Annotated in this window: 22 protein-coding genes; 14 read left to right on the top strand and 8 right to left on the bottom strand. The window is 70.8% G+C overall.

The features are described 5' to 3' along the window. Positions 1–124 precede the first annotated feature (124 nt). A complete protein-coding gene (locus ACFYXC_RS08605; protein ID WP_388912747.1) occupies positions 125–793 on the top strand; it encodes a response regulator transcription factor in 669 nt (222 codons plus the stop codon). Then, positions 790–2,229, top strand: a complete 1,440-nt coding sequence (locus ACFYXC_RS08600; protein ID WP_388912750.1) for an ATP-binding protein — start codon at positions 790–792, stop codon at positions 2,227–2,229. The genes ACFYXC_RS08605 and ACFYXC_RS08600 overlap by 4 nt, the downstream gene beginning before the upstream one ends. Before the next feature lie 86 nt (positions 2,230–2,315). Here the strand turns inward: ACFYXC_RS08600 and ACFYXC_RS08595 are convergent, their stop codons facing one another. The 4 genes from ACFYXC_RS08595 to ACFYXC_RS08580 form a co-directional block, all read right to left on the bottom strand. Further along, positions 2,316–2,792 (bottom strand): MarR family winged helix-turn-helix transcriptional regulator, encoded by a 477-nt coding sequence (locus tag ACFYXC_RS08595; protein WP_389548562.1) that lies wholly within the window; start codon positions 2,790–2,792, stop codon positions 2,316–2,318. A 92-nt stretch (positions 2,793–2,884) separates the two neighbouring features. After that, positions 2,885–3,682 carry an AIM24 family protein gene (locus ACFYXC_RS08590; RefSeq protein ID WP_388912759.1) on the bottom strand — a complete coding sequence of 266 codons (798 nt, stop codon included), beginning with the start codon at positions 3,680–3,682 and terminating at the stop codon, positions 2,885–2,887. Continuing rightward, on the bottom strand, positions 3,679–4,329 hold the full coding sequence (locus tag ACFYXC_RS08585) for an AIM24 family protein (protein ID WP_388912762.1): 651 nt from the start codon (positions 4,327–4,329) through the stop codon (positions 3,679–3,681). The genes ACFYXC_RS08590 and ACFYXC_RS08585 overlap by 4 nt, the downstream gene beginning before the upstream one ends. 1 nt (position 4,330) lies before the next feature. Beyond that, entirely contained in the window at positions 4,331–4,963 is a 633-nt protein-coding gene (locus ACFYXC_RS08580) for an AIM24 family protein (RefSeq protein WP_389549959.1), read from the bottom strand. Between the two features lie 221 nt (positions 4,964–5,184). On the opposite strand from ACFYXC_RS08580, the gene ACFYXC_RS08575 reads away from it, so the two are divergent. The 4 genes from ACFYXC_RS08575 (at position 5,185) to ACFYXC_RS08560 (ending at position 9,849) form a co-directional block, all read left to right on the top strand. After that, complete coding sequence (locus ACFYXC_RS08575) at positions 5,185–5,529, top strand: DUF3817 domain-containing protein (protein ID WP_388912765.1); 345 nt, start codon at positions 5,185–5,187, stop codon at positions 5,527–5,529. Further along, complete coding sequence (locus ACFYXC_RS08570) at positions 5,526–5,819, top strand: MTH1187 family thiamine-binding protein (protein WP_388912768.1); 294 nt, start codon at positions 5,526–5,528, stop codon at positions 5,817–5,819. The genes ACFYXC_RS08575 and ACFYXC_RS08570 overlap by 4 nt, the downstream gene beginning before the upstream one ends. Before the next feature lie 244 nt (positions 5,820–6,063). Continuing rightward, positions 6,064–7,890, top strand: coding sequence for a glycosyltransferase family 2 protein (locus ACFYXC_RS08565; protein ID WP_388912771.1), 1,827 nt, complete (start codon positions 6,064–6,066; stop codon positions 7,888–7,890). A 3-nt stretch (positions 7,891–7,893) separates the two neighbouring features. Further along, on the top strand, positions 7,894–9,849 hold the full coding sequence (locus ACFYXC_RS08560) for a galactose oxidase-like domain-containing protein (RefSeq protein WP_389548555.1): 1,956 nt from the start codon (positions 7,894–7,896) through the stop codon (positions 9,847–9,849). A 40-nt stretch (positions 9,850–9,889) separates the two neighbouring features. On the opposite strand, the gene ACFYXC_RS08555 is transcribed toward ACFYXC_RS08560, so the two are convergent. Together ACFYXC_RS08555 and ACFYXC_RS08550 are read right to left on the bottom strand one after the other, a co-directional pair. Further along, positions 9,890–10,906, bottom strand: coding sequence for a glycoside hydrolase family 6 protein (locus tag ACFYXC_RS08555; RefSeq protein ID WP_389548552.1), 1,017 nt, complete (start codon positions 10,904–10,906; stop codon positions 9,890–9,892). 159 nt (positions 10,907–11,065) lie between these two features. Continuing rightward, positions 11,066–12,049, bottom strand: a complete 984-nt coding sequence (locus tag ACFYXC_RS08550; RefSeq protein WP_388912780.1) for a DUF5937 family protein — start codon at positions 12,047–12,049, stop codon at positions 11,066–11,068. 75 nt (positions 12,050–12,124) lie between these two features. Here ACFYXC_RS08550 and ACFYXC_RS08545 point away from each other — a divergent pair, with 75 nt between their 5' ends. The 4 genes from ACFYXC_RS08545 to ACFYXC_RS08530 all read left to right on the top strand — a co-directional run bounded on the left by ACFYXC_RS08545 (position 12,125) and on the right by ACFYXC_RS08530 (position 16,217). Further along, complete coding sequence (locus tag ACFYXC_RS08545; protein WP_388912782.1) at positions 12,125–13,411, top strand: MFS transporter; 1,287 nt, start codon at positions 12,125–12,127, stop codon at positions 13,409–13,411. Between the two features lie 83 nt (positions 13,412–13,494). Beyond that, the gene (locus tag ACFYXC_RS08540; protein ID WP_388912785.1) at positions 13,495–14,004 is read left to right on the top strand and encodes a MarR family winged helix-turn-helix transcriptional regulator; all 510 of its coding nucleotides are present in this window, start codon (positions 13,495–13,497) and stop codon (positions 14,002–14,004) included. A 67-nt stretch (positions 14,005–14,071) separates the two neighbouring features. Beyond that, complete coding sequence (locus tag ACFYXC_RS08535; protein ID WP_389548547.1) at positions 14,072–14,410, top strand: DUF3817 domain-containing protein; 339 nt, start codon at positions 14,072–14,074, stop codon at positions 14,408–14,410. Between the two features lie 106 nt (positions 14,411–14,516). Further along, positions 14,517–16,217, top strand: coding sequence for a methylmalonyl-CoA mutase (locus tag ACFYXC_RS08530; RefSeq protein ID WP_388912791.1), 1,701 nt, complete (start codon positions 14,517–14,519; stop codon positions 16,215–16,217). Positions 16,218–16,470: 253 nt separating this feature from the next. On the opposite strand, the gene ACFYXC_RS08525 is transcribed toward ACFYXC_RS08530, so the two are convergent. Then, entirely contained in the window at positions 16,471–17,097 is a 627-nt protein-coding gene (locus tag ACFYXC_RS08525) for a TetR/AcrR family transcriptional regulator (protein WP_388912794.1), read from the bottom strand. A 164-nt stretch (positions 17,098–17,261) separates the two neighbouring features. Between ACFYXC_RS08525 and ACFYXC_RS08520 the strand changes: the two genes are divergently transcribed. The 4 genes from ACFYXC_RS08520 to ACFYXC_RS08505 all read left to right on the top strand — a co-directional run bounded on the left by ACFYXC_RS08520 (position 17,262) and on the right by ACFYXC_RS08505 (position 21,514). Continuing rightward, positions 17,262–18,248 (top strand): tetratricopeptide repeat protein, encoded by a 987-nt coding sequence (locus ACFYXC_RS08520; RefSeq protein ID WP_389548543.1) that lies wholly within the window; start codon positions 17,262–17,264, stop codon positions 18,246–18,248. A gap of 621 nt (positions 18,249–18,869) precedes the next feature. Next, complete coding sequence (locus ACFYXC_RS08515) at positions 18,870–19,502, top strand: DUF6230 family protein (protein WP_189773398.1); 633 nt, start codon at positions 18,870–18,872, stop codon at positions 19,500–19,502. A 106-nt stretch (positions 19,503–19,608) separates the two neighbouring features. Next, positions 19,609–20,163 (top strand): DUF6114 domain-containing protein, encoded by a 555-nt coding sequence (locus ACFYXC_RS08510; RefSeq protein WP_388912801.1) that lies wholly within the window; start codon positions 19,609–19,611, stop codon positions 20,161–20,163. Beyond that, entirely contained in the window at positions 20,153–21,514 is a 1,362-nt protein-coding gene (locus ACFYXC_RS08505; protein ID WP_389548538.1) for a hypothetical protein, read from the top strand. The genes ACFYXC_RS08510 and ACFYXC_RS08505 overlap by 11 nt, the downstream gene beginning before the upstream one ends. 87 nt (positions 21,515–21,601) lie before the next feature. Here ACFYXC_RS08505 and pyk read toward each other — a convergent pair whose 3' ends face one another. Beyond that, entirely contained in the window at positions 21,602–23,020 is a 1,419-nt protein-coding gene (gene pyk / locus ACFYXC_RS08500; RefSeq protein ID WP_388912807.1) for a pyruvate kinase, read from the bottom strand. Between the last annotated feature and the right edge of the window lie 148 nt (positions 23,021–23,168).

The raw sequence follows: 23,168 nt of genomic DNA, 5'->3' as shown, positions 1-23,168 counted from the left end.
GGGGATTCCTCCAGGATCGGCTGCTCTGTGCCTTTCGACGTGTCCCAATCTGGCCGACCGACGCTGAACGGAAGCTGAAGCACCCTGAAGCCTTCTTCAGCTTCGGTTTGCCACTCTTGACCGCATGCGACTGTTGATCGTGGAGGACGAGAAGCGGCTGGCCCTGTCGCTCGCCCGGGGCCTGACGGCCGAGGGGTACGCCGTGGACGTGGTCCACGACGGGCTGGAGGGGCTGCACAGGGCCGGCGAGGGTTCGTACGACCTCGTCATCCTCGACATCATGCTGCCCGGGATGAACGGCTACCGGGTGTGCGGCGCCCTGCGGTCCGCCGGGCACGACGTGCCGATCCTGATGCTCACCGCCAAGGACGGCGAGTACGACGAGGCGGAGGGGCTGGACACCGGCGCCGACGACTACCTCACCAAGCCGTTCTCGTACGTCGTCCTGGTCGCCCGGGTGAAGGCCCTGCTGCGCAGGCGCGGCTCCTCGGGCGGAGGCGGGTCGCCGGTGCACGTGCTGGGGGACCTCAAGGTCGACACCGCCGCCCGGCGCGTGCACCTCGGTGAGGACGAGGTCACCCTCACCGCCAAGGAGTTCTCGGTCCTCGAACAGCTCGTCGTGCGGGCCGGTGAGGTGGTCTCCAAGGCGGAGATCCTGGAGCACGTCTGGGACTTCGCCTACGACGGGGACCCGAACATCGTCGAGGTCTACATCAGCACGCTGCGCCGCAAGCTGGGGGCCACGCTGATCCGGACCGTACGCGGCGCCGGCTACCGCCTGGAGGCGAGATGAGACGCGTCCTCGGGTCCGTACGGGCCAGGGCCACGCTCGCCGCGAGCGTCGTGGTGGCCGTCGCGCTGGCCGCGGCGGGCGCCGCGGTCCTGCTGTCGCTGTGGAGCAACCTGAGCGAACAGGCGGGTACGGAGGCCGAGCGGACCGCCCGGACGGTCGCCACCGACCTGGTGGCCGGGAGGGCCTACGGCGACCTGTCGCTGGACGACGACGACCAGCCCGTCCAGGTCGTGGACGGCGCCGGGAGACTCGTCGCCGTCACCGAGGACCTGGAGCGCATCGACGGCACGGGCCTCGACCGGGTGAAGCCGCAGGCCCCGGGGGCCGTCACCGGCGACAGCGACAGCGGCGGCGACCGTGACGACGACGCCGGCGACGAGCCGTCCGAGGCCGGCGACATCGGCGACGCCTCCTTCGGCAACGGCTCCGCCACCATCGACGGCGACACGGCGGACTACCGCTTCGCCACCGTGCCCGTGGAGACGGACGACAGGGGCACGTTCACCGTCCACGCCGGTGCGCCGCTGAGCGCCGAACAGGAGGCCGTGAGCACCGCGCTGACCGTGATGCTCATCGGGTTCCCGCTGCTGCTGGCCCTGGTGGCCCTGGTCACCTGGCTCGTCACGCGCCGGGCGCTGCGCCCCGTGGAGGACATCCGCGGCGAGATGGCGGCGATCACCGCCTCCGAGGACCTCACCCGGCGCGTCCCCGTGCCGGACACGCACGACGAGGTGGCGCGGCTGGCCCGGACCACCAACGAGACGCTCGCCGCCCTGGAACAGTCCGTGGAGCGCCAGCGGCGGTTCGTCGCGGACGCCTCACACGAACTGCGCAGCCCCATCGCCTCCCTGCGCACCCAGCTCGAAGTGGGCGCCGCGCACCCGGAGTTGCTGGACGTCGCGGGGGCCGTCGAGGACACCGTGCGGTTGCAGCGGCTGGCCGCCGATCTGCTGCTGCTCGCCCGGCTGGACGCGGGGGAACGGCCGGCGGACGCGCGATTCGACCTGGCGGAGCTCGTCCGTGCGGAGGTCGGGCAGCGGACCGGGGACCGGGTCCCGGTGTCCGTGACCGCGGACTCCGTCGAGGTGAGCGGCTCGCGCGGGCAGCTGGCGCGGGTGCTCGGCAATCTGCTGGACAACGCGCAGCGGCACACGCGGTCGTCGGTGGCCGTGACGGTCCGCCGTGCGGGGGAGTGGGCGCTCCTGGAGGTGGCCGACGACGGCGCCGGCGTGCCCGCGGCGGAACGCGAGCGGATCTTCGAGCGGTTCGTACGGCTCGACGAGGCCCGTGCCCGTGACGACGGCGGAGCCGGTCTGGGCCTGGCCATCGCCCGGGACGTGGCCGTGCGGCACGGGGGGTCGCTCACCGTCCGGGAGGCGGGGGCGGGCGGAGCCCTGTTCGAGCTCCGCCTTTGCGCTCCGCTTCTTGCGGGGTGACGACGGGCTGGTTCGGGAGTGGTTCTCTGCGGGCCGTGAGGGCTTGGCGCGCAGTTCCCCGCGCCCCTGCGGGGCGCGCCCTTGTGTCAGGGGCGGCCTCGTTGGCCGCGTAGGTGTTCTGCGATCGGGGCCAGGGATTTGTGGAGTTCCTCCAGGGCCTCCGGCGCGAGGAGGTCCATGAAGTGCCGCCGTACGGAGCCCACATGGTGGGGCGCGACCTTCTGCATGGTCTCCATGCCGTGGTCCGTGAGCACGGCGAACAGTCCGCGGCGGTCGGACTCGCAGTTCTCGCGCCTGACCAGGTCCGCGTTCTCCATGCGGGTGATCTGGTGCGAGAGCCGGCTCTTGGACTGGAGGGTGGCGGACGCGAGGTCGCTCATCCGCATGCGTACGCCCTCCGACTCGGAGAGGTTCACCAGGATCTCGTAGTCGTTCATCGTCAGCCCGAACGGCTGGAGGTCCCTCTCGAGTTGATACGTCAACAGCCTGTTGACCTCCAGGTGGGTGCGCCAGGCGCACTGCTCCGCATCGGTCAGCCAGCGGGTGGCCGTCTCGGTCTCCATGAATGAAGTCTACCTAAAATGTTGAAAGGCGAACTAGTGAGGGTGGCGTGACGGCGCGCACACGTTCGACGTCACACTCCGCAGACTACCGCTCACAGCCCGAAGCGACGCTGGAGGTCCCCCAGCTGTCCGGGAAGACGCGGTGCGCCGCCCGGCTGTCCCTGGTGACCGGGCGCCCCACCGCCGCCGGGTACGCCGGGCTCGTTCGGGACCGCCCCCGCCGCCTGCTCGGCCATCAGTGCCTCGCTGGACTGGAGCAGCACCGTGCCTGCCCCCACGAACTCGAACTGGTGCTCCTCGCCGGAGGCCCCGCCGAGGCCCGTCATCGCACGTAGACCGCCCAGCAGACCCGTCATGTACGCGTGGTCGTAGTGGTGGCACGGGGAGGGGCAGTCGGCCCAGCCGACCAGGGCCTGCGGGTCGACCCGGATCGGGGGTTCCATGAACACCACGGGGCCGTTCGAGGCGGCCACGAACTTGCCCGTCCCGATGAGGGTCAGGAAGCCCGGCACGATCGACTGCTTGAGGGCGAGACTTGGCTGAAAAGCGAGGAGGTTGCCCGAGCGAATGGTCAGGTTGCCCTCCTGGAGGTCGAAGGAATTCACGTCGAAGGCCCGGTCGGCGAGGAGCATCTTGCCCGAGCCGGAGGCCACCACCCAGTCGCTCGCGTGCAACGGCGAATGGAACGACGTCCGCACGAGGCGGTCGAGACGGCCGTGTCCGATGCCGTTGAACTCCATCGAGCCGTAGTAGGCGATCATCTTGCCCTTCTGCAGGAACCACTCGCTCCCCTTGAGCTCCACGCAGAAGGTGTACGCGTTCACGTTGTCGTCGACCGGCAGGGTCGCCGGGTCGTGGATCACGGGGCCGGTGCCCGGGTGGGTGGTCACAGCTTCTCCTCCGACGCCTGCACGTACACCGAGCCGCTGCCGCTGAGCTCCAGCTGGAAGGCTTCGCCCGAGCCGCGGCCCACCAGGTCGCGCAGCCCGAGCGCGCTGGACAGCTTGTTGCGTACGTCCCCGTGGTGGGCGACGTACGCCTGGGGGTCGACGTGCACCGGGCGCTGCGGGCTGATCGGGACCTCGACGACCCCGCCGTGCGCCATGACGGCGACCGCGCCCTGGCCCTTGAGGGTCGTGGTGAAGAGTCCCTGTCCCGTCACCTGGCCGCGGACCATGCCCATGACCCCGCCCTGCGAACCCATGAACATCGTGCCCTGCTGCAGCGTGCCGTCGAAGGCCAGCAGCCGGTCCGCCTCCACGTACAGGGTGTCGCCCGTGAGGCTGATCACCTGGATGTGGTGGCCGCCGTGCCCGAACAGGACCGTGCCGGAGCCCTCCACGGTCATCAGGGGCGCCGACTCGCCGGCGGCCCGGCGGCCGATCATCGACATGACCCCGCCCTGGCCGCCCTGCAGGTTGGGGGTGAAGGACACCTCGCCCCGGTAGGCGAGCATCGCGCCGCGCTGGCTGAACAGCCGCTGGCCCGGCGCCACCGTGGCCTCGATCATCTTGGAGTTGATCTCGCGGAAGGGCATGTCACACGTCTCCCGCGATCGAGTTGCGCTCACTGGGCTGCACGTAGACGACTCCGTCACCCTCGAAGCGGATCTGGAAGGCTTCGCCGCCGCCCTCGCCCATGAACGTGCGGAACGTCACGCCGGACTGGAAGGACTGCCGCAGATCGCCCTGGTGGGCGATGTACGCGCCCGGGTCGACGGTGAGCGGGTATTGCGAGCTGACCCGCAGGACCACCGCCGGGCCGTCCGACATGATCGCCGCCTGGCCGTGCCCCTCGACGGTCGTCGTGAACAGCCCGTTGCCCTGTGAGGCGCCCCTGAGCCCCGTGAAGGACGTGCCCGTACGCAGACCCGCGTCGGTCGCGAGCAGGTTGCTCGACTCGACGAAGAGTTTGTCGCCCTGGAGGCTCACGAGGTTGATCTCGCTGGCCCGGTCGGCGAACCAGCACGTGCCCTGGCCCTTCACCTCCATGAGGGTCATCTGCTCGCCGGTGATCCGGCGCGTCACCATGCCGCGGATACCCTCGCCGCCGCCGCTGAGCTTCTTGAAGGCCATCTGCCCGTCGTACGCGACCATGGAGCCGTTCTTCGCCTTCACGGCGTCCCCGGTCATGTCGACGGCCAGCACCTTGCTGCCTTGGAGTCGGAACATCGCCACGTGGTGACGGTAGCCGGGCGGTGTGGCCGTCGGCCAGATCCTTCAGGATGATCCGACCCCGAGCACACCCCGAGCACACCCCGAGCACACCCCGAGCGCACCCTCGACGCATCCCGGGATGCCCGGATGCTTCAATGGGAATGCTTGTGCGTGCGTTCACAAGGCGGGCGCCGGGCGCTGTTACCCCTGCCGTTCCTCCTCTCCGAAGGTGACCCGTGGACATCAAGACCGCCTCCGCCCTCCGCCGCCTCCGTCTGGTCTCCGCCCCGGAAGCCGTCTCGTTCCTGCTGCTGCTCGTCTGCTCGGTGCTGAAGCGGACCACGGACTTCAACGCGGTGCCGGTGATGGGCATGGTCCACGGCATCCTCTTCGTGCTGTACGTGATCTTCTGGGCCGACGCCTGGAACCGGGCCAAGTGGGGGCTGAAGACCGCGGCCCTGTACTTCGTCCTCTCCGTGCTGCCGACGGGCGGGTTCTTCGCCGAGCGCAAGCTGAAGCGGGAGGCCGAGGACGCGGTCATCGCGTCCCGCGCGCGCAACGAGGGGATCGTGGGCGCGTGATCGTCGCCTTCTCCGTGACGCCGCTGGGGGTCGGTGAGGACGTGGGGGAGTACGTGGCCGACGCGGTGCGGGTGGTTCGTGAGTCGGGGCTGCCGAACCGGACCGACGCGATGTTCACGTCGGTCGAGGGGGAGTGGGACGAGGTCATGGACGTCGTCCGGCGGGCCGTGGCCGCGGTGGAGGCGCGGGCGCCTCGGGTGTCGCTCGTCCTGAAGGCCGACATCCGGCCGGGTGTCACCGACGGGCTCACGTCCAAGGTTGCGACGGTGGAGCGCCACCTGTCGCCCTGACGGTCGGTTCGGCGCCACCGCCTGTGTTCATCGTGCGGCCCGGTGGGGGCCGGTCGCGCAGTTCCCCGCGCCCCTGAAAGATCGGCGCCCTGCTTTCAGGGGTGCGGGGAAAACGCGCTACCGGCCACACCTGACCCGCACCCGAAGGTGCCCTCAACCCCCAACTGGACCCCCTCCGTTCGACACGCCGTCCAAAACGCACTTTTGTGTGGGTATCGGCTTTGTTCGATCACTGGAGGGCACTGTGCGGCCGGAGGGCTACGACTACGACACCCACAGCCGGCTGGCCGGACCGCTCACGGAGCCGTCCGGATCGGCGTACCGGGTGCAGTACACCAAGCTCCTGTCGAGCGAGCCCCACCGAATAAGAGCCGTCCTGCTCATGACGCTCGCCCCGCTGCTCACGGGGCTGCTCCTGGTCTACCTCGTGTGGCCCAGCCACTGGGTGGAGCGCGAGGGCGGCGCCCGCTGGCTCGTCGGGCTCGACATCACGATGCTCGTGGCGATCGGCCTGATCGAACTGTTCATGGTCGTCAACGTGGTCTCCATCGCCCACGCGACGATGGTCGCCCGGGACCCGGTCCCCGTCACCCCCGAGAACGGGACCCGCGTCGCCTTCCTCACCACGTACGTCCCCGGCAAGGAACCCCTGTCGATGGTCCGCGCCACCCTCGAAGGGGCCGTCCGCGTCACCCACGACGGCCCGGGCAGCGTCGTCGACGTATGGCTCCTCGACGAGGGCGACGACGCGCAGGCGAAAGCCCTCTGCGAGGAACTGGGCGTACGTCACTTCACCCGGCACGGCGTCCCGGAGTGGAACAGGGCCGAGGGCGTCCACAAGGCCCGTACGAAGCACGGCAACTACAACGCGTGGATCGCGATGCACGGCGGCGCGTACGACTACTTCGCCTCCGTCGACACGGACCACGTGCCGCTCCCGGAGTTCCTGGAACGGATGATGGGCTACTTCCGCGACCCGGACGTCGCCTTCGTCGTCGGCCCGCAGGTGTACGGCAACTACACCACCCCCGTCACCAAGGCGGCCGAGTCCCAGCAGTTCCTCTTCCACGCCCTGATCCAGCGCGCCGGCAACCGCTACCGCGCGCCCATGTTCGTCGGCACCAACAACGTCGTACGGATCGAGGCCGTCAAGCAGATCGGCGGCCTCTACGACTCCATCACCGAGGACATGGCCACCGGCTTCGAGCTGCACCGGCACCGCAACCCGAGGACCGGCCGCCACTGGAGTTCCGTCTACACCCCGGACGTGCTCGCCGTCGGTGAGGGCCCCGCCTCCTGGACCGACTTCTTCACCCAGCAGATGCGCTGGTCGCGCGGTACGTACGAGACGCTGTTCAAGCAGTACTGGAAGGCACCCTTCTCGATGCCGCCCGGACGGCTCTTCTCGTACACCCTGATGCTCGTCTACTACCCCATGACGGCCGTCAACTGGCTGCTGGGCATCCTGAGCTGCGTGCTGTTCCTGTGCTTCGGCGCGTCCGGCACCCAGGTCTCCGCCTCGATGTGGCTGATGCTCTACAGCGACGCCGCCGCACTCCAGGTCGGTCTGTATCTGTGGAACCGGCGGCACAACGTCTCCCCGCACGAGCCGGAGGGTTCCGGCGGCCTCGCCGGCATGGCGATGTCGGCCCTCTCCGCGCCGATCTACCTCAGGTCCCTCGGCGCGGCCCTGGTCCGCCGTCCCAGCCGCTTCGTCGTCACCCCCAAGGGCGGCGACACCAGCCCCGACCGGCTGCTGACCTTCCGTATCCACCTCTTCTGGGCGGCCGTCCTGTCGACGTCACTGGTCGCGTCGTTCGTGCTCGACCACACCCACGCGGCGATGCGCACCTGGGCGCTCCTCGCGCTCGCCATCTCCCTCGCCCCGGTGGGCGTGTGGGCCGCCACCCGGAAACGGGCGCGCGGGGCGGACCGGCGCGTCGTGCCCACCGTCCGGATCACCGAGACCGCCGAGCCCGCCCCGGCGCTCGCGGGCCGCGCCGGCGGCCCGGTGTCCAGTGGCTCGCTCCCCGCCGGGACCGTCTCCAGCAGTACGACAGGAGGTAACTAGGCCATGGCCAACCGGCTCTCGAAGAAGACCCAGAAGCGGCTGCTCGGTGTCGGCGGTGTCGCGCTGCTCGCCGGACTCAACGCCCCGGCCGCCATCGGCTTCGCCTCGGAGCAGTACCACGAGTACAAGATCGCCCAGCCCGGCTACCAGGCGAAGTACGGCTCCTGGAAACAGCTGGACATCCCGGAGGAGTTCCGCACCAACGCCATCCACGCCGCGCTCCTGCACACCGGCAAGGTCCTGATCGTGGCGGGCTCCGGCAACGAGCAGAAGAAGTTCGACAAGGGCTCCTTCGACACCGTCCTGTGGGACCCGAGGACCGGCGCCTTCAAGAGGATCCCGACGCCCGAGGACTTCTTCTGCGCCGGGCACGCCCAACTCCCCAGCGGACGACTGCTGGTGGCCGGCGGGACGGCCCGCTACGAACTGCTCGACGGCGAGGTCGAACGGGCCGGCGGCGGCATGCGGGTGAAGAACGAGAACCCGGACAAGCCGGTCGTCCTGAAGAAGGGCACCCGCTTCCGCTCGCCCACAGGCGTCGAGTACGTCAGCCGCTTCGACGTCACCGTCCCCAAGGCGAAGCGCAGCCAGGTGATCACCTACAACAGGGCCGGTGTGATGCAGCCCTGGAAGACGAAGGTCAAGGCGAGCGAGGCCCGGGTCTTCGTCGAGGCCACCGAGGACGGTCCGGCCCCGGTCACGGACAAGCGCGCCCAGTACGAGATCCTCGGCCTCAAGGGCAAGGACGCGAAGAACACGTACGGTCTCTCCGAGAAGATCACCATGGAGAAGCAGGACTTCCAGGGGATCAGGGCCGCCTACGAGTTCGATCCGACGGCGGAGAAGTACGTGCCCGTCGAGCCGATGGACAAGGCCCGCTGGTACCCGACGCTCGTCGGGCTCCAGGACGGGAAGGTGCTCGCGGTCTCCGGACTCGACGACGTCGGGGTGATCGACCCGGGCGACAACGAGATCTACGACCCGCGGACCAGGAAGTGGACCCCGGGTCCCAAGCGCTACTTCCCCACCTACCCGGCCCTCTTCCTCACCAAGGGCGGCAAGCTCTTCTACCCGGCCTCCAACGCCGGTTACGGTCCCGCCGGGCTCGGCCGCGAGGCGGGGCTGTGGGACCTGAAGGCCAACACGTTCCGGAAGGTGCCCGGTCTGAGCGACCAGGACGTGACGGAGACCTCGGCCTCGCTCCTGCTGCCGCCCGCCCAGGACCAGAAGGTGATGATCCTCGGCGGCGGAGGCGTCGGCGAGTCGAAGAAGTCGACCTCGCGCACGGCCGTCGTCGACCTCAAGAAGGACAACCCCGTCTTCGAGGACGGCCCCGACCTGCCGCAGGGCACCCGCTATCTGAACAGCGTGATCATGCCGGACGACTCGGTGTTCACGTCGAACGGCGCGAAGGACTACCGCGGGCGCGGCGCCAGCAACATCCACAAGGCGCAGTTCTACGACCCGAAATCCAACTCGTTCCGCACGGCCGCCGCGCCGAAGGTCGGCCGCAACTACCACTCCGAGGCGCTCCTGCTGCCCGACGGCCGGATCGCCACCTTCGGCTCCGACCCGCTCTTCGACGACCAGCAGAACACCAAGCTCGGCCACTTCGAGCAGCGCATGGAGATCTACACCCCGCCGGCCCTGCACAAGAACGCCGGGAACCGCCCCGTGCTGGGCGACGGACCGCAGGAGGTCACCGGCGACGGCCGCGCCACCTTCGCGACCCGGCACCCGGCACGGATCGTGAACGCCCGGCTGATGCGGCCCAGCGCGGTCACGCACACCACGGACGTCGAGCAGCGCTCCGTCGCGCTGGAGCTCACCCGGACCGCGGACTCGGTGACCGTGACCGTGCCGAAGGACCGGACGCTGGTACCGCCCGGCTGGTACATGCTGTTCGTGACGGACGGCGACGGGACGCCCTCCGAGGCGAAGTGGATCCAGGTCAGGTGACGTGCCGCGGCCGGCGGGCCCGGCACGTCCACGGGGCCCGTCAGGCCCCGGAGTTGCGGGCCAGGCCCAGGGCGTAGTCCGCCCACCACTGCCCGGCGGCGGGGCCGCCGCGGCACTGTCCGTCCGACTCTCCGGGCCGCTTGATCCACAGGTACGCGTCCACGAGAGGGTCCCCGGTGTCCGTGGTGGGCGGGGCGCCGAGGGCCCGGCCCGGCGGGTTGCACCAGGCGTCGGAGGGGTCGCCGCCCAGCGGGCCGTTGCCGTTGCGGCTGGTGTCCATGACGAAGTGCTTGCCGCCGAGGGCCGCGGAGAGGCGGCGGCCGTACTCCTTGATGGCCGCGTCCGTCTGGAAGTTGGAGACGTTCAGCGCGAAGCCGTCGGCGTTCGCGACACCGGCCCGCCCCAGGGGCTCGACGAGCTTTCGCGGGTCCTCGATCCAGGCCGGGTTGCCCGCGTCCAGGTACACCTTCGTGCGCGGCTGCCGCTTCAGCCGCACGATCGCCTCGGCGAGCAACTGCTCGCGCTCCGCGTGGTACTCGACCGGTGTGCAGCCGTCGACGATGTGGGCGACCGCGTCGGGCTCCAGCACCACCAGCGCGTCGCTGTCGCCGAGCGCCCGCGCGAACCGCTCGATCCAGTCGCGGTAGGCGTTCGCGTCGGGGGCCCCGCCCGCCGAGTGCTGACCGCAGTCGCGGTGCGGGATGTCGTACGCGACGAACACCGCCGTCCGCCCCGCCCGGGCCGCCGCCCCGGTCGCCTCCCGGATGCTCGGCTCCGGCCGGTCGCCGGCCGGCCACAGCGCCGCGGGCCGGTCCGCGATGCGCCTGAGCAGCCGGGCGTCGTGCCCGCGGCCCTGCCGCTCCCATGCCCTGACCTGCCGGGCGGCGGGGCTCGACGGGTCGACCCAGAACGGGGAACCGGCGGCGGGGCTCGCCTGCGCGCGGGTCTCCCGGGCGACGGCGGTCGTGTCGGCCCCGGGCGGGGACGAGCAGCCCGTCGCGAGTCCGAGCGCGGCGAGCGCCGAGAGCGCCGCGAGGGTACGGGTCGGCCGGAACATCCTGCCCCCTTGGGCGGAGGTGACGCGAGGGTCACCGTCGGTGACGGATGTCGGCCATCGTGACATAACGCACCTATCGGTCATGGGTACGACACCGCGAGCCGCCCCTCTCCGGCCGGACCACCGCCCGGCCGGGCTCCCCGCCCCCCTGTCGGGGCGTCAGGTCTCACCCGCGGCCAGCGCGATGCCGAGCGGTGTCCGCTCGTACAGCACCTGGTGTCCGTAGCGGTGCGAGACGAGCAGGCCCGCGTCGCGCAGGGTCGACAGGTGCGCCGAGACGGACGAGGGCGCGAGACCGAGCCGGTGGGCGAGGGCCGTGGTCGCGGACGGTTCCTCCAGGGCGGCCAGCACGGCGGCGCGGCCCCGGCCGAGGAGCCGTACCAGCGCCTCGGGCGTCCGGTCGGACGGCTCGGCCCACAGTCCGCCGATGCCGCGCGCGGGGTAGACGAGCGTCGGCTGCCAGGGCGCGTCGAAGCCGCTCACCACGTCCGGCCAGCTGAAGACGCTGGGCATCAGCACCAGGCCCCGGCCGCCGAGTTCGCGTACGTGCTCGCTCCGCGCGTCGACCGTGAGCCTGCCCGCGTCCCAGGCGACCCGCCGGTCCAGCTCGGGCAGCAGCCCGGCGAGGCCCACTTCGGCGAGGCGCCGCGAATGGAAGGACACGTCGGCCTCCAGCAGGGCGCGCAGCCGCGGCCAGGCGGGCTCCACGAGCGCGTGCCAGGCCGCCTCCATCGTGTCCGCGAGGTCCCGCACGGCGCGTGCCGGATCGGCGAGCATCGCCCGGCCGAGCGGGGACTCGGCGGCGCCGGGGGTGTCCGCGAGGGAGACCGCGAGCTCGGCGCGGGCGACCTCGGGACCGGTGCCGCGCACGGCGGCGATCTCCTCCTCGAACGTGGCCGCGGGACCGATCGGGGGCGGCATCAGGCAGTCCGGGCTGTTCCCGCGCTGCGGCATCAGCAGCCACAGGGGCTCCAGGTCGAGCGCCGCCGCCTCGGCGCGGATGCGGCGCAGCCACGCGGAGTGGTATCCCTGCCGCTCCGGGCGCCTCAGGGTGCGGACCGCCTCGTGCGTCTCCCACAGGGGCGACACCGCGAAACGGCAGTTGAGAAGGTCGTCCTCCCGGAAGAGGAGGTGGAACGGCATTACGCCTCCCGACGGAAGATTCGGCCTGCGCCGAAACACTATGCCGTCCGCCGCGCACGCGTGACGCTGCTGCCCATGCCAGAAGAAACACCGTCCGTGACGACGGCGCCGGAGTCCACCGCCGACGCGGGGCGGGGCGGCTACCGCGCCGCCTTCGCCGTCAAGGAGTTCCGGGCCGTCTTCGCCGCGCACGCCCTGTCCCTGCTCGGCGTCGTCGTCAGCGAGATCGCCCTGACCGTGCTCGTGTACGAGCTGACGGGATCGCCCCTGCTCAGCGCGCTGGTCTTCGCGCTGGGCTTCCTGCCGTACCTGGTGGGCGGGACGCTGCTCTCCGGAGTGGCCGACCGCTTCCCGGCACGGCGGGTGCTCGTCGTGTGCGACCTCGTGTGCGCCGGATGCGCGGCGCTGATGGCCCTGCCGGCCACCCCCGTCGCCGCGCTGCTGGGGCTGCGGTGCGTCATCGCGGCCGTCTCACCGGTGTTCAGCGGCACCCGGATGGCGACGCTGACCGCCATCCTCGGCGACGGCGACCTGTTCGTGCTCGGCCGCTCCCTCCTGCGGATCGTGTCGCAGAGCGCCGTGCTCGTGGGCTTCGGCGTGGGCGGCGTCCTGCTGACCTTCGTACCGTCGCGCGGAGCGCTGGTCATCACCCTCGCCACCTTCCTCGCCTCGGCGCTGCTCCTGCGGTTCGGCACGCGGCGCAGGCCCGCGAAGGCCGGCGGCGGATCCCTGATGCGGTACTCGCTCGCCGGCACCCGGCAGGTCCTCGGCGACCGGCGGATCCGGGCACTGCTCCTGCTCCTGTGGGTGCCGCCGATGTTCGTCGTCGCGCCGGAGGCGCTCGCCGCCGCGTACGCGGACCAGACCGGCGTCGGCACGGCCTGGGTCGGGCTGCTGATGTGCGCGATGCCGGTCGGGACGATCGCGGGGGAGCTGTACGCGGGCGCCGCCCTGTCTCCCGGGGCCCGCTCCCGGATCGTGCTGCCCCTCGCCGGCTGCGGCCTGCTGCCGCTGCTCGCCTACCCGTTCCACCCGGGCCTCGGCTGGATCCTGCTCGCGCTGGTGCTCGCCGGGTCGGCGGGCGCGTACACCCTGGGACTCGACCGCTGGTTCGTGGACGCCGTGCCCGAGGAACTGCGGGGGCGGGCCATGACCGTCCACACCGCGGGGCTGATGACCATTCAGGGGGTGGGCATGGCCCTGGCCGGGGCCGCCGCCGAGTTCTGGCCGGTCAGCACGGTGGTGGGCGGGGTCGGTGTGCTCGGGACGCTGTGCTGCCTCCTCCTGGCGGCGGAGGTGCGGCGCACCGCGAAGGCCGGGGGCGGGACCGGGGCACTGTCCCGGCAGCGGGACGCGGGGTGATCCAGAAGAGACGCCCTGGGGCATGCGTACCGAAACGCGAGACGGGGCTGACCACGATATGACCGGCCGGTAGGGTCTTTGCCGTGCCGAAGCCGCTCAGCCTTGCCTTCGATCCCATCGCCCGCGCGGACGAGCTCTGGAAGCAGCGCTGGGGATCCGTGCCCTCCATGGGCGCCATCACCTCGATCATGCGCGCGCACCAGATCCTCCTCGCCGAGGTCGACGCGGTCGTCAAGCCGTACGGGCTGACGTTCGCCCGGTACGAGGCGCTGGTGCTGCTCACCTTCTCCAAGGCGGGCGAGCTGCCGATGTCCAAGATCGGCGAGCGGCTGATGGTGCACCCGACGTCCGTGACGAACACCGTGGACCGGCTCGTGCGGTCGGGGCTCGTCGACAAGCGGCCCAACCCCAACGACGGACGCGGCACCCTCGCCTCGATCACCGAAAAGGGCCGCGAGGTCTGTGACGCGGCGACCCGCGAGCTGATGGCGATGGACTTCGGCCTCGGGGTGTACGACGCCGAGGAGTGCGAGGAGATCTTCGCGATGCTGCGGCCGCTCAGAGTGGCCGCGCACGACTTCGACGAGGAGTAGCGCCCGCAGCGCGGGGGTGCCGGGGGCGCCCGAAGATCGTGCCAAACCGGTGGTTACGCTCGTAGCCATGAAAAAGAGCGTGCTGACCCGCTACCGCGTCATGGCCTACGTCACCGGTGTCCTGCTGGTCCTGCTGGTCCTCGGGATGATCGGCAAGTACGTGCTCGACCTGGACGGCGCCGCGGACTTCACCCGTGTCGTCAGCGTCGCCCACGGCTGGCTGTACGTCGTCTACCTGGTCTTCGCCTTCGACCTGGGCTCCAAGGCGAAGTGGCCGGTCCCGAAACTCCTGTGGGTGCTGCTCGCGGGCACCGTCCCCACCGCCGCCTTCTTCGTGGAGCGCCGGGTCAGCCGGGAGCTGGAGCCGAAGGTCGCCGACGAGCCGGGCGCGGTCGCCAAAGCCTGACCGGTCGCCCCCCGGAGTCCCGCTGTACGGCCGTCACCACCGCCACGGGCGTATCCGTGGCGGTCTGCCATCGACATTTACTAGGACGTCCTAGTAAATTCGAAGCATGGACGCTGACGCCATCGAAGAGGGCCGCCGACGCTGGCAGGCCCGTTACGACGCCTCGCGCAAGCGTGAGGCCGACTTCACCACGCTCTCCGGGGACTCCGTGGAACCTGTCTACGGACCCCGGCCCGGGGACACGTACGACGGGTTCGAGCGGATCGGCTGGCCCGGGGAGTACCCCTACACACGGGGTCTCCACGCGACGGGCTACCGGGGGCGGACGTGGACCATCCGGCAGTTCGCCGGGTTCGGGAACGCCGAGCAGACCAACGAGCGCTACAAGATGATCCTCGCCAACGGCGGGGGCGGGCTCTCCGTGGCCTTCGACATGCCCACCCTCATGGGGCGCGACTCCGACGACCCGCGCGCGCTCGGCGAGGTCGGCCACTGTGGCGTCGCGATCGACTCCGCGGCCGACATGGAGGTCCTCTTCAAGGACATCCCGCTCGGTGACGTGACGACGTCCATGACGATCAGCGGGCCCGCGGTCCCGGTCTTCTGCATGTACCTGGTGGCCGCCGAGCGGCAGGGCGTGGACCCGGCGGTGCTCAACGGCACGCTCCAGACCGACATCTTCAAGGAGTACATCGCGCAGAAGGAGTGGCTCTTCCAGCCCGAGCCCCATCTGCGGCTCATCGGGGACCTGATGGAGCACTGCGCGGCGAAGATCCCCGCGTACAAGCCGTTGTCGGTCTCCGGGTACCACATCCGCGAGGCCGGCTCGACGGCCGCGCAGGAGCTGGCGTACACGCTGGCGGACGGCTTCGGGTACGTGGAGCTGGGGCTCAGCCGCGGGATGGACGTGGACGTGTTCGCCCCGGGCCTGTCCTTCTTCTTCGACGCGCACCTCGACTTCTTCGAGGAGATCGCCAAGTTCCGGGCGGCGCGGCGGATCTGGGCGCGGTGGATGCGGGACGTGTACGGGGCGCGGTCGGAGAAGGCGCAGTGGCTGCGCTTCCACACGCAGACGGCCGGCGTCTCGCTGACGGCCCAGCAGCCGTACAACAACGTCGTCCGTACGGCGGTCGAGGCACTGGCCGCGGTGCTGGGCGGCACCAACTCGCTGCACACGAACGCGCTGGACGAGACGCTCGCCCTGCCGTCCGAGCAGGCGGCGGAGATCGCCCTGCGCACCCAGCAGGTGCTGATGGAGGAGACCGGCGTCGCCAACGTGGCGGACCCGCTGGGCGGTTCCTGGTACGTCGAGCAGTTGACGGACCGCATCGAGGCGGACGCCGAGCGGATCTTCGAGCAGATCAGGGAGCGGGGGGCGCGGGCGCGGCCCGACGGACAGCACCCCATCGGGCCGATCACCTCCGGGATCCTGCGGGGGATCGAGGACGGGTGGTTCACCGGGGAGATCGCGGAGTCCGCGTTCCAGTACCAGCGGGCGCTCGAGAAGGGCGACAAGCGGGTGGTGGGGGTGAACGTCCACCACGGGTCCGTCACCGGGGACCTGGAGATCCTGCGGGTCAGCCATGAGGTGGAGCGGGAGCAGGTGCGGGAGCTGGGGGTCCGGCGGGGCGCGCGGGACGAGGCCGCCGTGCGGTCCTCGCTGGACGCGATGCTGGCTGCCGCGCGGGACGGGTCGAACATGATCGGGCCGATGCTGGACGCGGTGCGGGTGGAGGCGACGCTGGGGGAGATCTGCGGGGTCCTCCGGGAGGAGTGGGGGGTGTACACGGAGCCACCGGGGTTCTGACTCGGGGGCGCTGCCCCGAACCCCCGTTGCGGCGTTTCCCCCCCCCCCGCGGGGGGGGGGGGGCGGGGGACAAGGGGGGGGCGCGCCCCGGGCCCGGGGGGGGGTCGGCCCCGAACCCCCGTTGCGCAGTGCCCCGCGCCCCTAGGTACCTCGGGGCGCGGGGAACTGCGCGGGAGCGCGCAGCGCGACTGGGGGGTCTGGGGGCGCAGCCCCCAGGGTCGGGTCGGGAAGGGGCGGTGGGGGCGAGGGCCCTTCATGGCTGGGGGGTCGTGCCCGTCAGGCCCAGGAGGAGGATTCTGGTGAAGTCGTGGGCCCACGGCTGATCCACCGGCTCCGCGCTGATCAGCGTGCGGTGCACCACCGCCCCGGCCACGATGTCGAAGATGAGGTCCGCGGACCGCGCGGCCGCCGACGCGTCCGGCTCCGGCGGCAGCTCGCCCCGCACCTGCGCGCGGGCCCGCCCCTCCAGCACCAGCCGCTTCTGACGGTCGACGACCGACGTCCGGATGCGTTCGCGCAGCGCGTCGTCGCACGTCGACTCGGCGAGCACCGCCATCAGCCCGCTCCTCGCCTCGGGCCGGGCCAGGATGGCCGCGAACTGGAGCACCACCCCTTCGATGTCCGCCGCGAGCGTGCCCCGGTCGGGCAGTTCCAGTTCGTCGAAGAGGGCCGCCACCGCGTCGACCACGAGTTCGTTCTTGCCCGCCCAGCGCCGGTAGAGCGTCGTCTTCGCGACACCCGCCCGGGTCGCCACGTTCCCCAGGGTCAGTTTGGACCAGCCCAGTTCGACGAGAGCCGCACGCGTCGCCGCCAGGATCGCGGCGTCGGCCTCGACGCTGCGCGGACGCCCCGTACGAGGGGCGGAGGTGCGACTCTGCATGTCGGCGACCATATCCGGACGTTCCGCGAAGGGGGATCGGACGGACGCGTGAGGGAGATCACCGGAACGGTCTTCCGCGGGCCGCCCGGACCCAGTTACGCTACGACCCGTAGCGAAAGCGGGACGCTTTTCACGTAGGCGCGCGGAGGGGGGAGGATAGGCGCATGCAGCCACGGAACATGTCCATGAGCGGAGTCGTCGACCTCGCCGCGGTGAAAGCGGCCCAGGAGGCCAAGGCGAAGGCGGAGCAGGCGCGCGCCGAAGCGGCACGGCAGGGCGGCGGGGCCGTTCCCGCGGTGTCCGCGTCGAGTCTCGTCATCGATGTCGACGAGGCGGGTTTTGAGCGGGACGTCCTCCAGCGCTCCACCGAGGTGCCGGTCGTCATCGACTTCTGGGCCGAGTGGTGCGAGCCCTGCAAGCAGCTCAGCCCGCTCCTGGAGCGGCTCGCCACCGAGTACAACGGCCGGTTCGTCCTCGCCAAGATCGACGTCGACGCGAATCAGATGCTGATGCAGCAGTTCGGGATCCAGGGGATCCCGGCCGTCTTCGCGGTGGTGGCCGGGCAGGCCCTGCCGCTCTTCCAGGGCGCCGCTCCCGAGGCCCAGATCCGGGGCACCCTGGACCAGTTGGTGCAGGTCGCCGAGGAGCGGTTCGGGCTCACGGGCCTGACCGTCGACCAGGACGGCACCGGCCCGGGTGGCGAGGCCGCGGCGGCTCCCGAGGCCCCGGCGGGACCGTATGACGCACTGCTCGAGGCGGCCGTGCGGGCACTGGACGCCGGCGACCTGAGCGGCGCCGTACAGGCGTACCGGAACGTGCTGAGCGACGACCCGGGCAACACGGAGGCCAAGTTGGGCCTCGCCCAGGCCGAGCTGCTCCAGCGGGTGCAGGGCGTCGACCCGCAGCAGGTGCGCAAGGACGCCGCGGACCGGCCCGCCGACGTGCCCGCGCAGATCGCCGCCGCCGACCTGGACCTGGTGGGCGGTCATGTCGAGGACGCCCTGGGGCGGCTCGTCGACACCGTGGCGCGGACGGCCGGCGACGACCGGGAAGCGGCGCGCGTACGGCTGCTGGAGCTGTTCGAGGTGGTCGGCGGCGAGGACCCGCGGGTGACCGCCGCGCGCAGGGCGCTGGCCCGGGCGCTGTTCTGACCAGTCGCTAAACGCCTGGGCCTGTGATACCCGGGTGAAAGATTTGCCGACAGAGCCACCTGCGGCCGCGCTTTACCAAAACTTGGTAAGCGCGGCCGCTGTTACTGCGAGTAAGTCGACGGCCGGGTTCTGTCGGATTCCATCCAATCTTCGACCACTTTGCCCCCTCTGTTGACGCCACCCTCAGTTGTCGCCCGATACCGACGGGTCGTTGTTCGGTTATCCGGCCGTTACTAGCCAGTAACGAACCCCCTTGTGCGGGCGGCGAGAATGCACCACGATCGGCGACGCTCGGTCCATTTCCCTCCCCCCGACAGCCACTCGGGTCAGCGGGTTTCCTTGGGTCCCCACCGAGTAGGGGCGGCGGCAGTGGCGCCGGCCCTTGGACAGGGGGGTCTTCGCCGTTCTCGGCGGAGCCTGTCCGGCAGGTTGTGCGTGAAGTGTTCAGGCGCGACCAGTGGTTGTCGCTCGGGGGTGATCGCCGGTGATTCGGGTGCGTTGCGCGCCGCGGGTTCGGGCGCTCTCCTTCCCGAGGACGTAGCACTTCTCCCATCCCTGCCCGGCTGAGCCGCCGTCTGGAGGCAGCCAGGGCCGGAGATGTACGTCCGAGAAGGAGGAAATATGGAGTCCCAGGTGCGTGGCGGGACCAGATGGAAGCGGTTCGCCGTCGTCATGGTGCCCAGCGTGGCCGCCACGGCGTGCATAGGCATCGCCCTTGCGCAAGGCGCTCTCGCCGCGTCGTTCAGCGTGTCGGGTCAGTCGTTCAAGGTGACGGCGGACCAGTTGGTCGGCACCGGCTTCTCGCAGTACGGAGCCATCGACCAGGGGTACACGCTCAAGGGCGACAAGACGGCGCACCCGGTCGCGGTGTCGGCGTTCAAGTCCGCCTCGATCACGAACATGTGCCAGTCCGTGGTCACCCCGGACGTCCCGTTCTTGGGGTCCGTCAGCCTGACCCTGAAGGCCGGCGGCGGCAGCAAGCCGGTAGAGGCCGAGAACCTCTACATCGACGTCGAGGACCTCTCGGCGAACGCGACCTTCACCAACATCGACATCGGTGTTGCGGCCAAGGACGCCAGCAAGGGTCCGGGAATCGCCAAGGGTGACCAGGCGAACCCCTACGGCTTCGCGCAGCAGGCCGAGAAGGCCGTGCTGACCGACGTGAAGCAGACGGCGTGGGCGACCACCGCCGGCACCTTCAAGCTCAGCGGCCTCAAGATGTCGCTGTCCAAGGGTGTCAAGGAGTGCTACTAAGCACTCTCCGGGCGGGTGAGGGGCCTGTGCCGCCTCACCCGCCCGTCCCCCTACTTCGTAGTACGTGAACCTCTCACAGCAACGCCGTTCCAGGGAGCTGTTTTCCATGAGCGCCGAGACTCCTGCAGGGACTCCTGCCGCGCGCGGTCAAATCACCTACTGGCGGCTGCGGTTCCGTGCCTGGCGGGGTGGCCGTCCGTTCTGGGCCGGCCTGTTCATCCTGCTCGCGGGATTCCCGATCGCGTACTTCCCGTACGCGAACCTTCAGATCGGGCATCTCACGCTGGCCATGGCGACGACCGCGGGTGCCGGTTCGCTCATCATCGGGGTGCTCCTCGGCGTTCTCGGAATCAGCCTCTGGTACCAGAAGCACGTGCGGGTCTTCGCCGGGGTGGCGGCGATCCTGCTCGGGCTGGTCTCCATCCCCGTGTCGAACCTCGGCGGTTTCCTGATCGGATTCCTGCTGGCCCTCGTCGGCGGCGGGATGGCGGTCGCCTGGGTGCCGGGCGAGGAGCCGGCCGCGCACCGGGCCGAGACGGACCGTACGGACAAGGGAAGCGGCGCTCTGCCGGCCGCGCCGGCCGGTGGAGCGGTCGAGCCGAACGATCTGTCAGGAACGAGCCCGACCAACGGGGCGAACGGGAGGCACAGTGCCGGCTGACGAGGTCCACTACGCGGACTCCGCGGGCGAGTCCCGTGCGAGAACCGGGCCGCGGCACGCAGCCCCCAGGAAACCGCTGTTCACCAGGCTGCACGTGCCCGCGGGCAAGGCGATAGCCATCGCGTCGATGCCGACAGCGATCCTCATGGGCATGGGGTTCACGCCGACGCTCGCCCAGGCGGACGACAAGCCGTCGGCGAAGAACCTCACGATCGACGAGTACAAGGACTGCGTCGAGGCGCTGGACGACAGCAAGACGGACGCCGACGGGTCCGAGGAGGACGCCACCGCGTCGCCGACCCCGACGCCCTCCGCCTCGGCCGACGCCCCCTCCTCCGGCGACGGGGACCAGGACTCGCCGGACGGGAACCCGTCCGGCGGCGGCTCCGCGGGCGACGGCTCGACGGGTGACGGCTCTTCCTCGGATTCAGGTTCCGAGGACGAGCCCGCCCCCGCGCCGGCCCCCTCCACGAGCGCGCCCGCCGGGTCCGGGGGCGGTGCGTCCACGCCGGCGCCCACCCCGTCCCAGAGCGACGGCAACGTCCTGGACGAGATCGGCGACGCGCTGGAGGACATCCTCACGCCCGGCGGGAAGGAGTCCGCGACCCCCACCGCGGAGCCGTCCGCCACGGCCGGCCCGTCCGCCACGAAGAGCGCCTCCGAGGAGGCGAAGGACCCGAAGGATTCGAAGGACACCGGCGAGGACACGGCCGGCAAGCCGGAGGACGGCAGCGACGGCGAGGACTCGGCCGAGGACGGGTCCGACGCGGCGACCGAGCCGGCCGCCGAGGCCACGGAGAAGGCCGAGGACGAGGCCACCGCCTCCCCGACGCCCAGCCCGTCCGCGAGTGCCACCACGGACCCGGACGACTGTCCGGCCGCCACCGACGAGGAGGGCGGCGTCGAGACGGGCATCCCCGCCCTCGCCGACGACCCGTGGCTGCTGGAGGCCAGCTCCCTGACGCTCAAGGGCGCCGACTACCAGGGCATCGTCAAGGTGAAGACGGCCAACGGCTCGGTCAAGGAGGTCCTGAAGTACGTGATCTCCAACGGCACCGACATCGGCGACCTGCACCAGATGGTCGACGACAAGGACGCCGGGGTGCGCTACCACGTGCAGGCGGGCAGCGGCACGACGTCCACCATCGACGACGGCAAGACGGTCATGTACACGGAGAGCATCTCCGGCAACCTGCTCGGGCTGATCCCGATCACGTTCGACCCGAAGCACCCGCCGCCGCTGAACATCCCGCTGATCTACTTCACGAAGGTGAAGGTCGTGCAGGCCGCCCAGTTCGGCGGAACACTGACCGTGCCCGGGATGCACCAGTACAACACGCCGCTCGGGTGACGACCCGGGACGAGTCCGGCACTCCGACACGCACCGAGGGCGCCTCCTGGATCACAGGGGGCGCCCTCGGTGGCGTACGGGAGCGGTTCAGCCGCCCAGGTGGTGCACGCGGACCATGTTGGTGGTGCCGGGGACGCCGGGAGGCGAACCGGCGGTCATCACGACGATGTCGCCCTCGCTGAAGCGGTTGAGCTTGCGCAGTTCGTTGTCGACGAGCTCGACCATCTCGTCGGTGCTGTGCACGAACGGCACGACGTGCGACTCGACGCCCCAGCTCAGCGACAGCTGGTTGCGGGTGCCCTCGTCCGTGGTGAACGCCTGGATCGGCTGGGAGGCGCGGTAGCGGGACAGCCGGCGCGCGGTGTCACCCGACTTGGTGAAGGCCACCAGGCCCTTGCCGCCCAGGAAGTCCGCGATCTCGCACGCGGCACGGGCCACCGAACCACCCTGCGTCCGGGGCTTCTTGCCCGGCACGAGGGGCTGCAGACCCTTGGAGAGCAGCTCCTCCTCGGCCGCGACGACGATCTTCGACATCGTCTTCACGGTCTCGATCGGGTACGCGCCGACGCTCGACTCGGCGGACAGCATGACCGCGTCCGCCCCGTCCAGGATCGCGTTGGCCACGTCGGACGCCTCGGCGCGCGTGGGACGGGAGTTGGTGATCATCGACTCCATCATCTGGGTCGCGACGATCACCGGCTTGGCGTTGCGCCTGCACAGCTCCACCAGGCGCTTCTGCACCATCGGGACCCGCTCCAGGGGGTACTCGACGGCCAGGTCGCCACGGGCCACCATGACACCGTCGAAGGCCGCGACGACGGCCTCCATGTTCTCCACCGCCTGCGGCTTCTCCACCTTGGCGATGACGGGGACCCGGCGGCCCTCCTCGTCCATGATCTTGTGCACGTCGTTCACGTCGTGGGCGTCGCGCACGAAGGAGAGCGCGACCAGGTCGCAGCCCATCCGCAGGGCGAAGCGCAGGTCGTCGACGTCCTTCTCGGACAGCGCCGGCACGTTCACGGCCGTACCGGGCAGGTTGATGCCCTTGTGGTCCGAGATGACGCCGCCCTCGATGACGATCGTCTTGACGTTCGGGCCCTCGACCTCGACGACCCGCAGCTCGACGTTGCCGTCGTTGATCAGGACCTGGTCGCCCTTGGAGACGTCGCCCGGCAGGCCCTTGTACGTGGTGCCGCAGATCGACTTGTCGCCCGGGACGTCCTCGGTCGTGATGGTGAACTCGTCACCCCGCTCCAGCTCCACGGGGCCCTCGGCGAAGGTCTCCAGCCGGATCTTCGGGCCCTGGAGGTCGGCGAGGACGCCGATGGCGCGGCCCGTCTCCTGGGCGGCGGAGCGGACCCGGTCGTACCGGCCCTGGTGCTCGGCGTGGGAGCCGTGGCTGAAGTTGAAACGAGCCACGTTCATGCCGGCCTCGATCAGCGAGACGAGCTGTTCGTGGGAGTCGACGGCGGGGCCCAGTGTGCAGACGATTTTGGAACGGCGCATGGGGGCGATCCTATCGGTTTGTTTCGCTTCGGAATATTCCGTCTAGCGGAAGGTACAAATGGGCGGGTGCGCGCTCAGGCGTGGGCCCGGCGGGCTTTTCCTCGCGGTTCTCCTGGCTGCTCTTCTATCGCTTTCCGGCGGCTTTTCC

This window comes from Streptomyces sp. NPDC002701, assembly GCF_042889045.1.
Taxonomy (GTDB): domain Bacteria; phylum Actinomycetota; class Actinomycetes; order Streptomycetales; family Streptomycetaceae; genus Streptomyces.
This window is presented reverse-complemented; position numbering and strand designations above follow the sequence as displayed.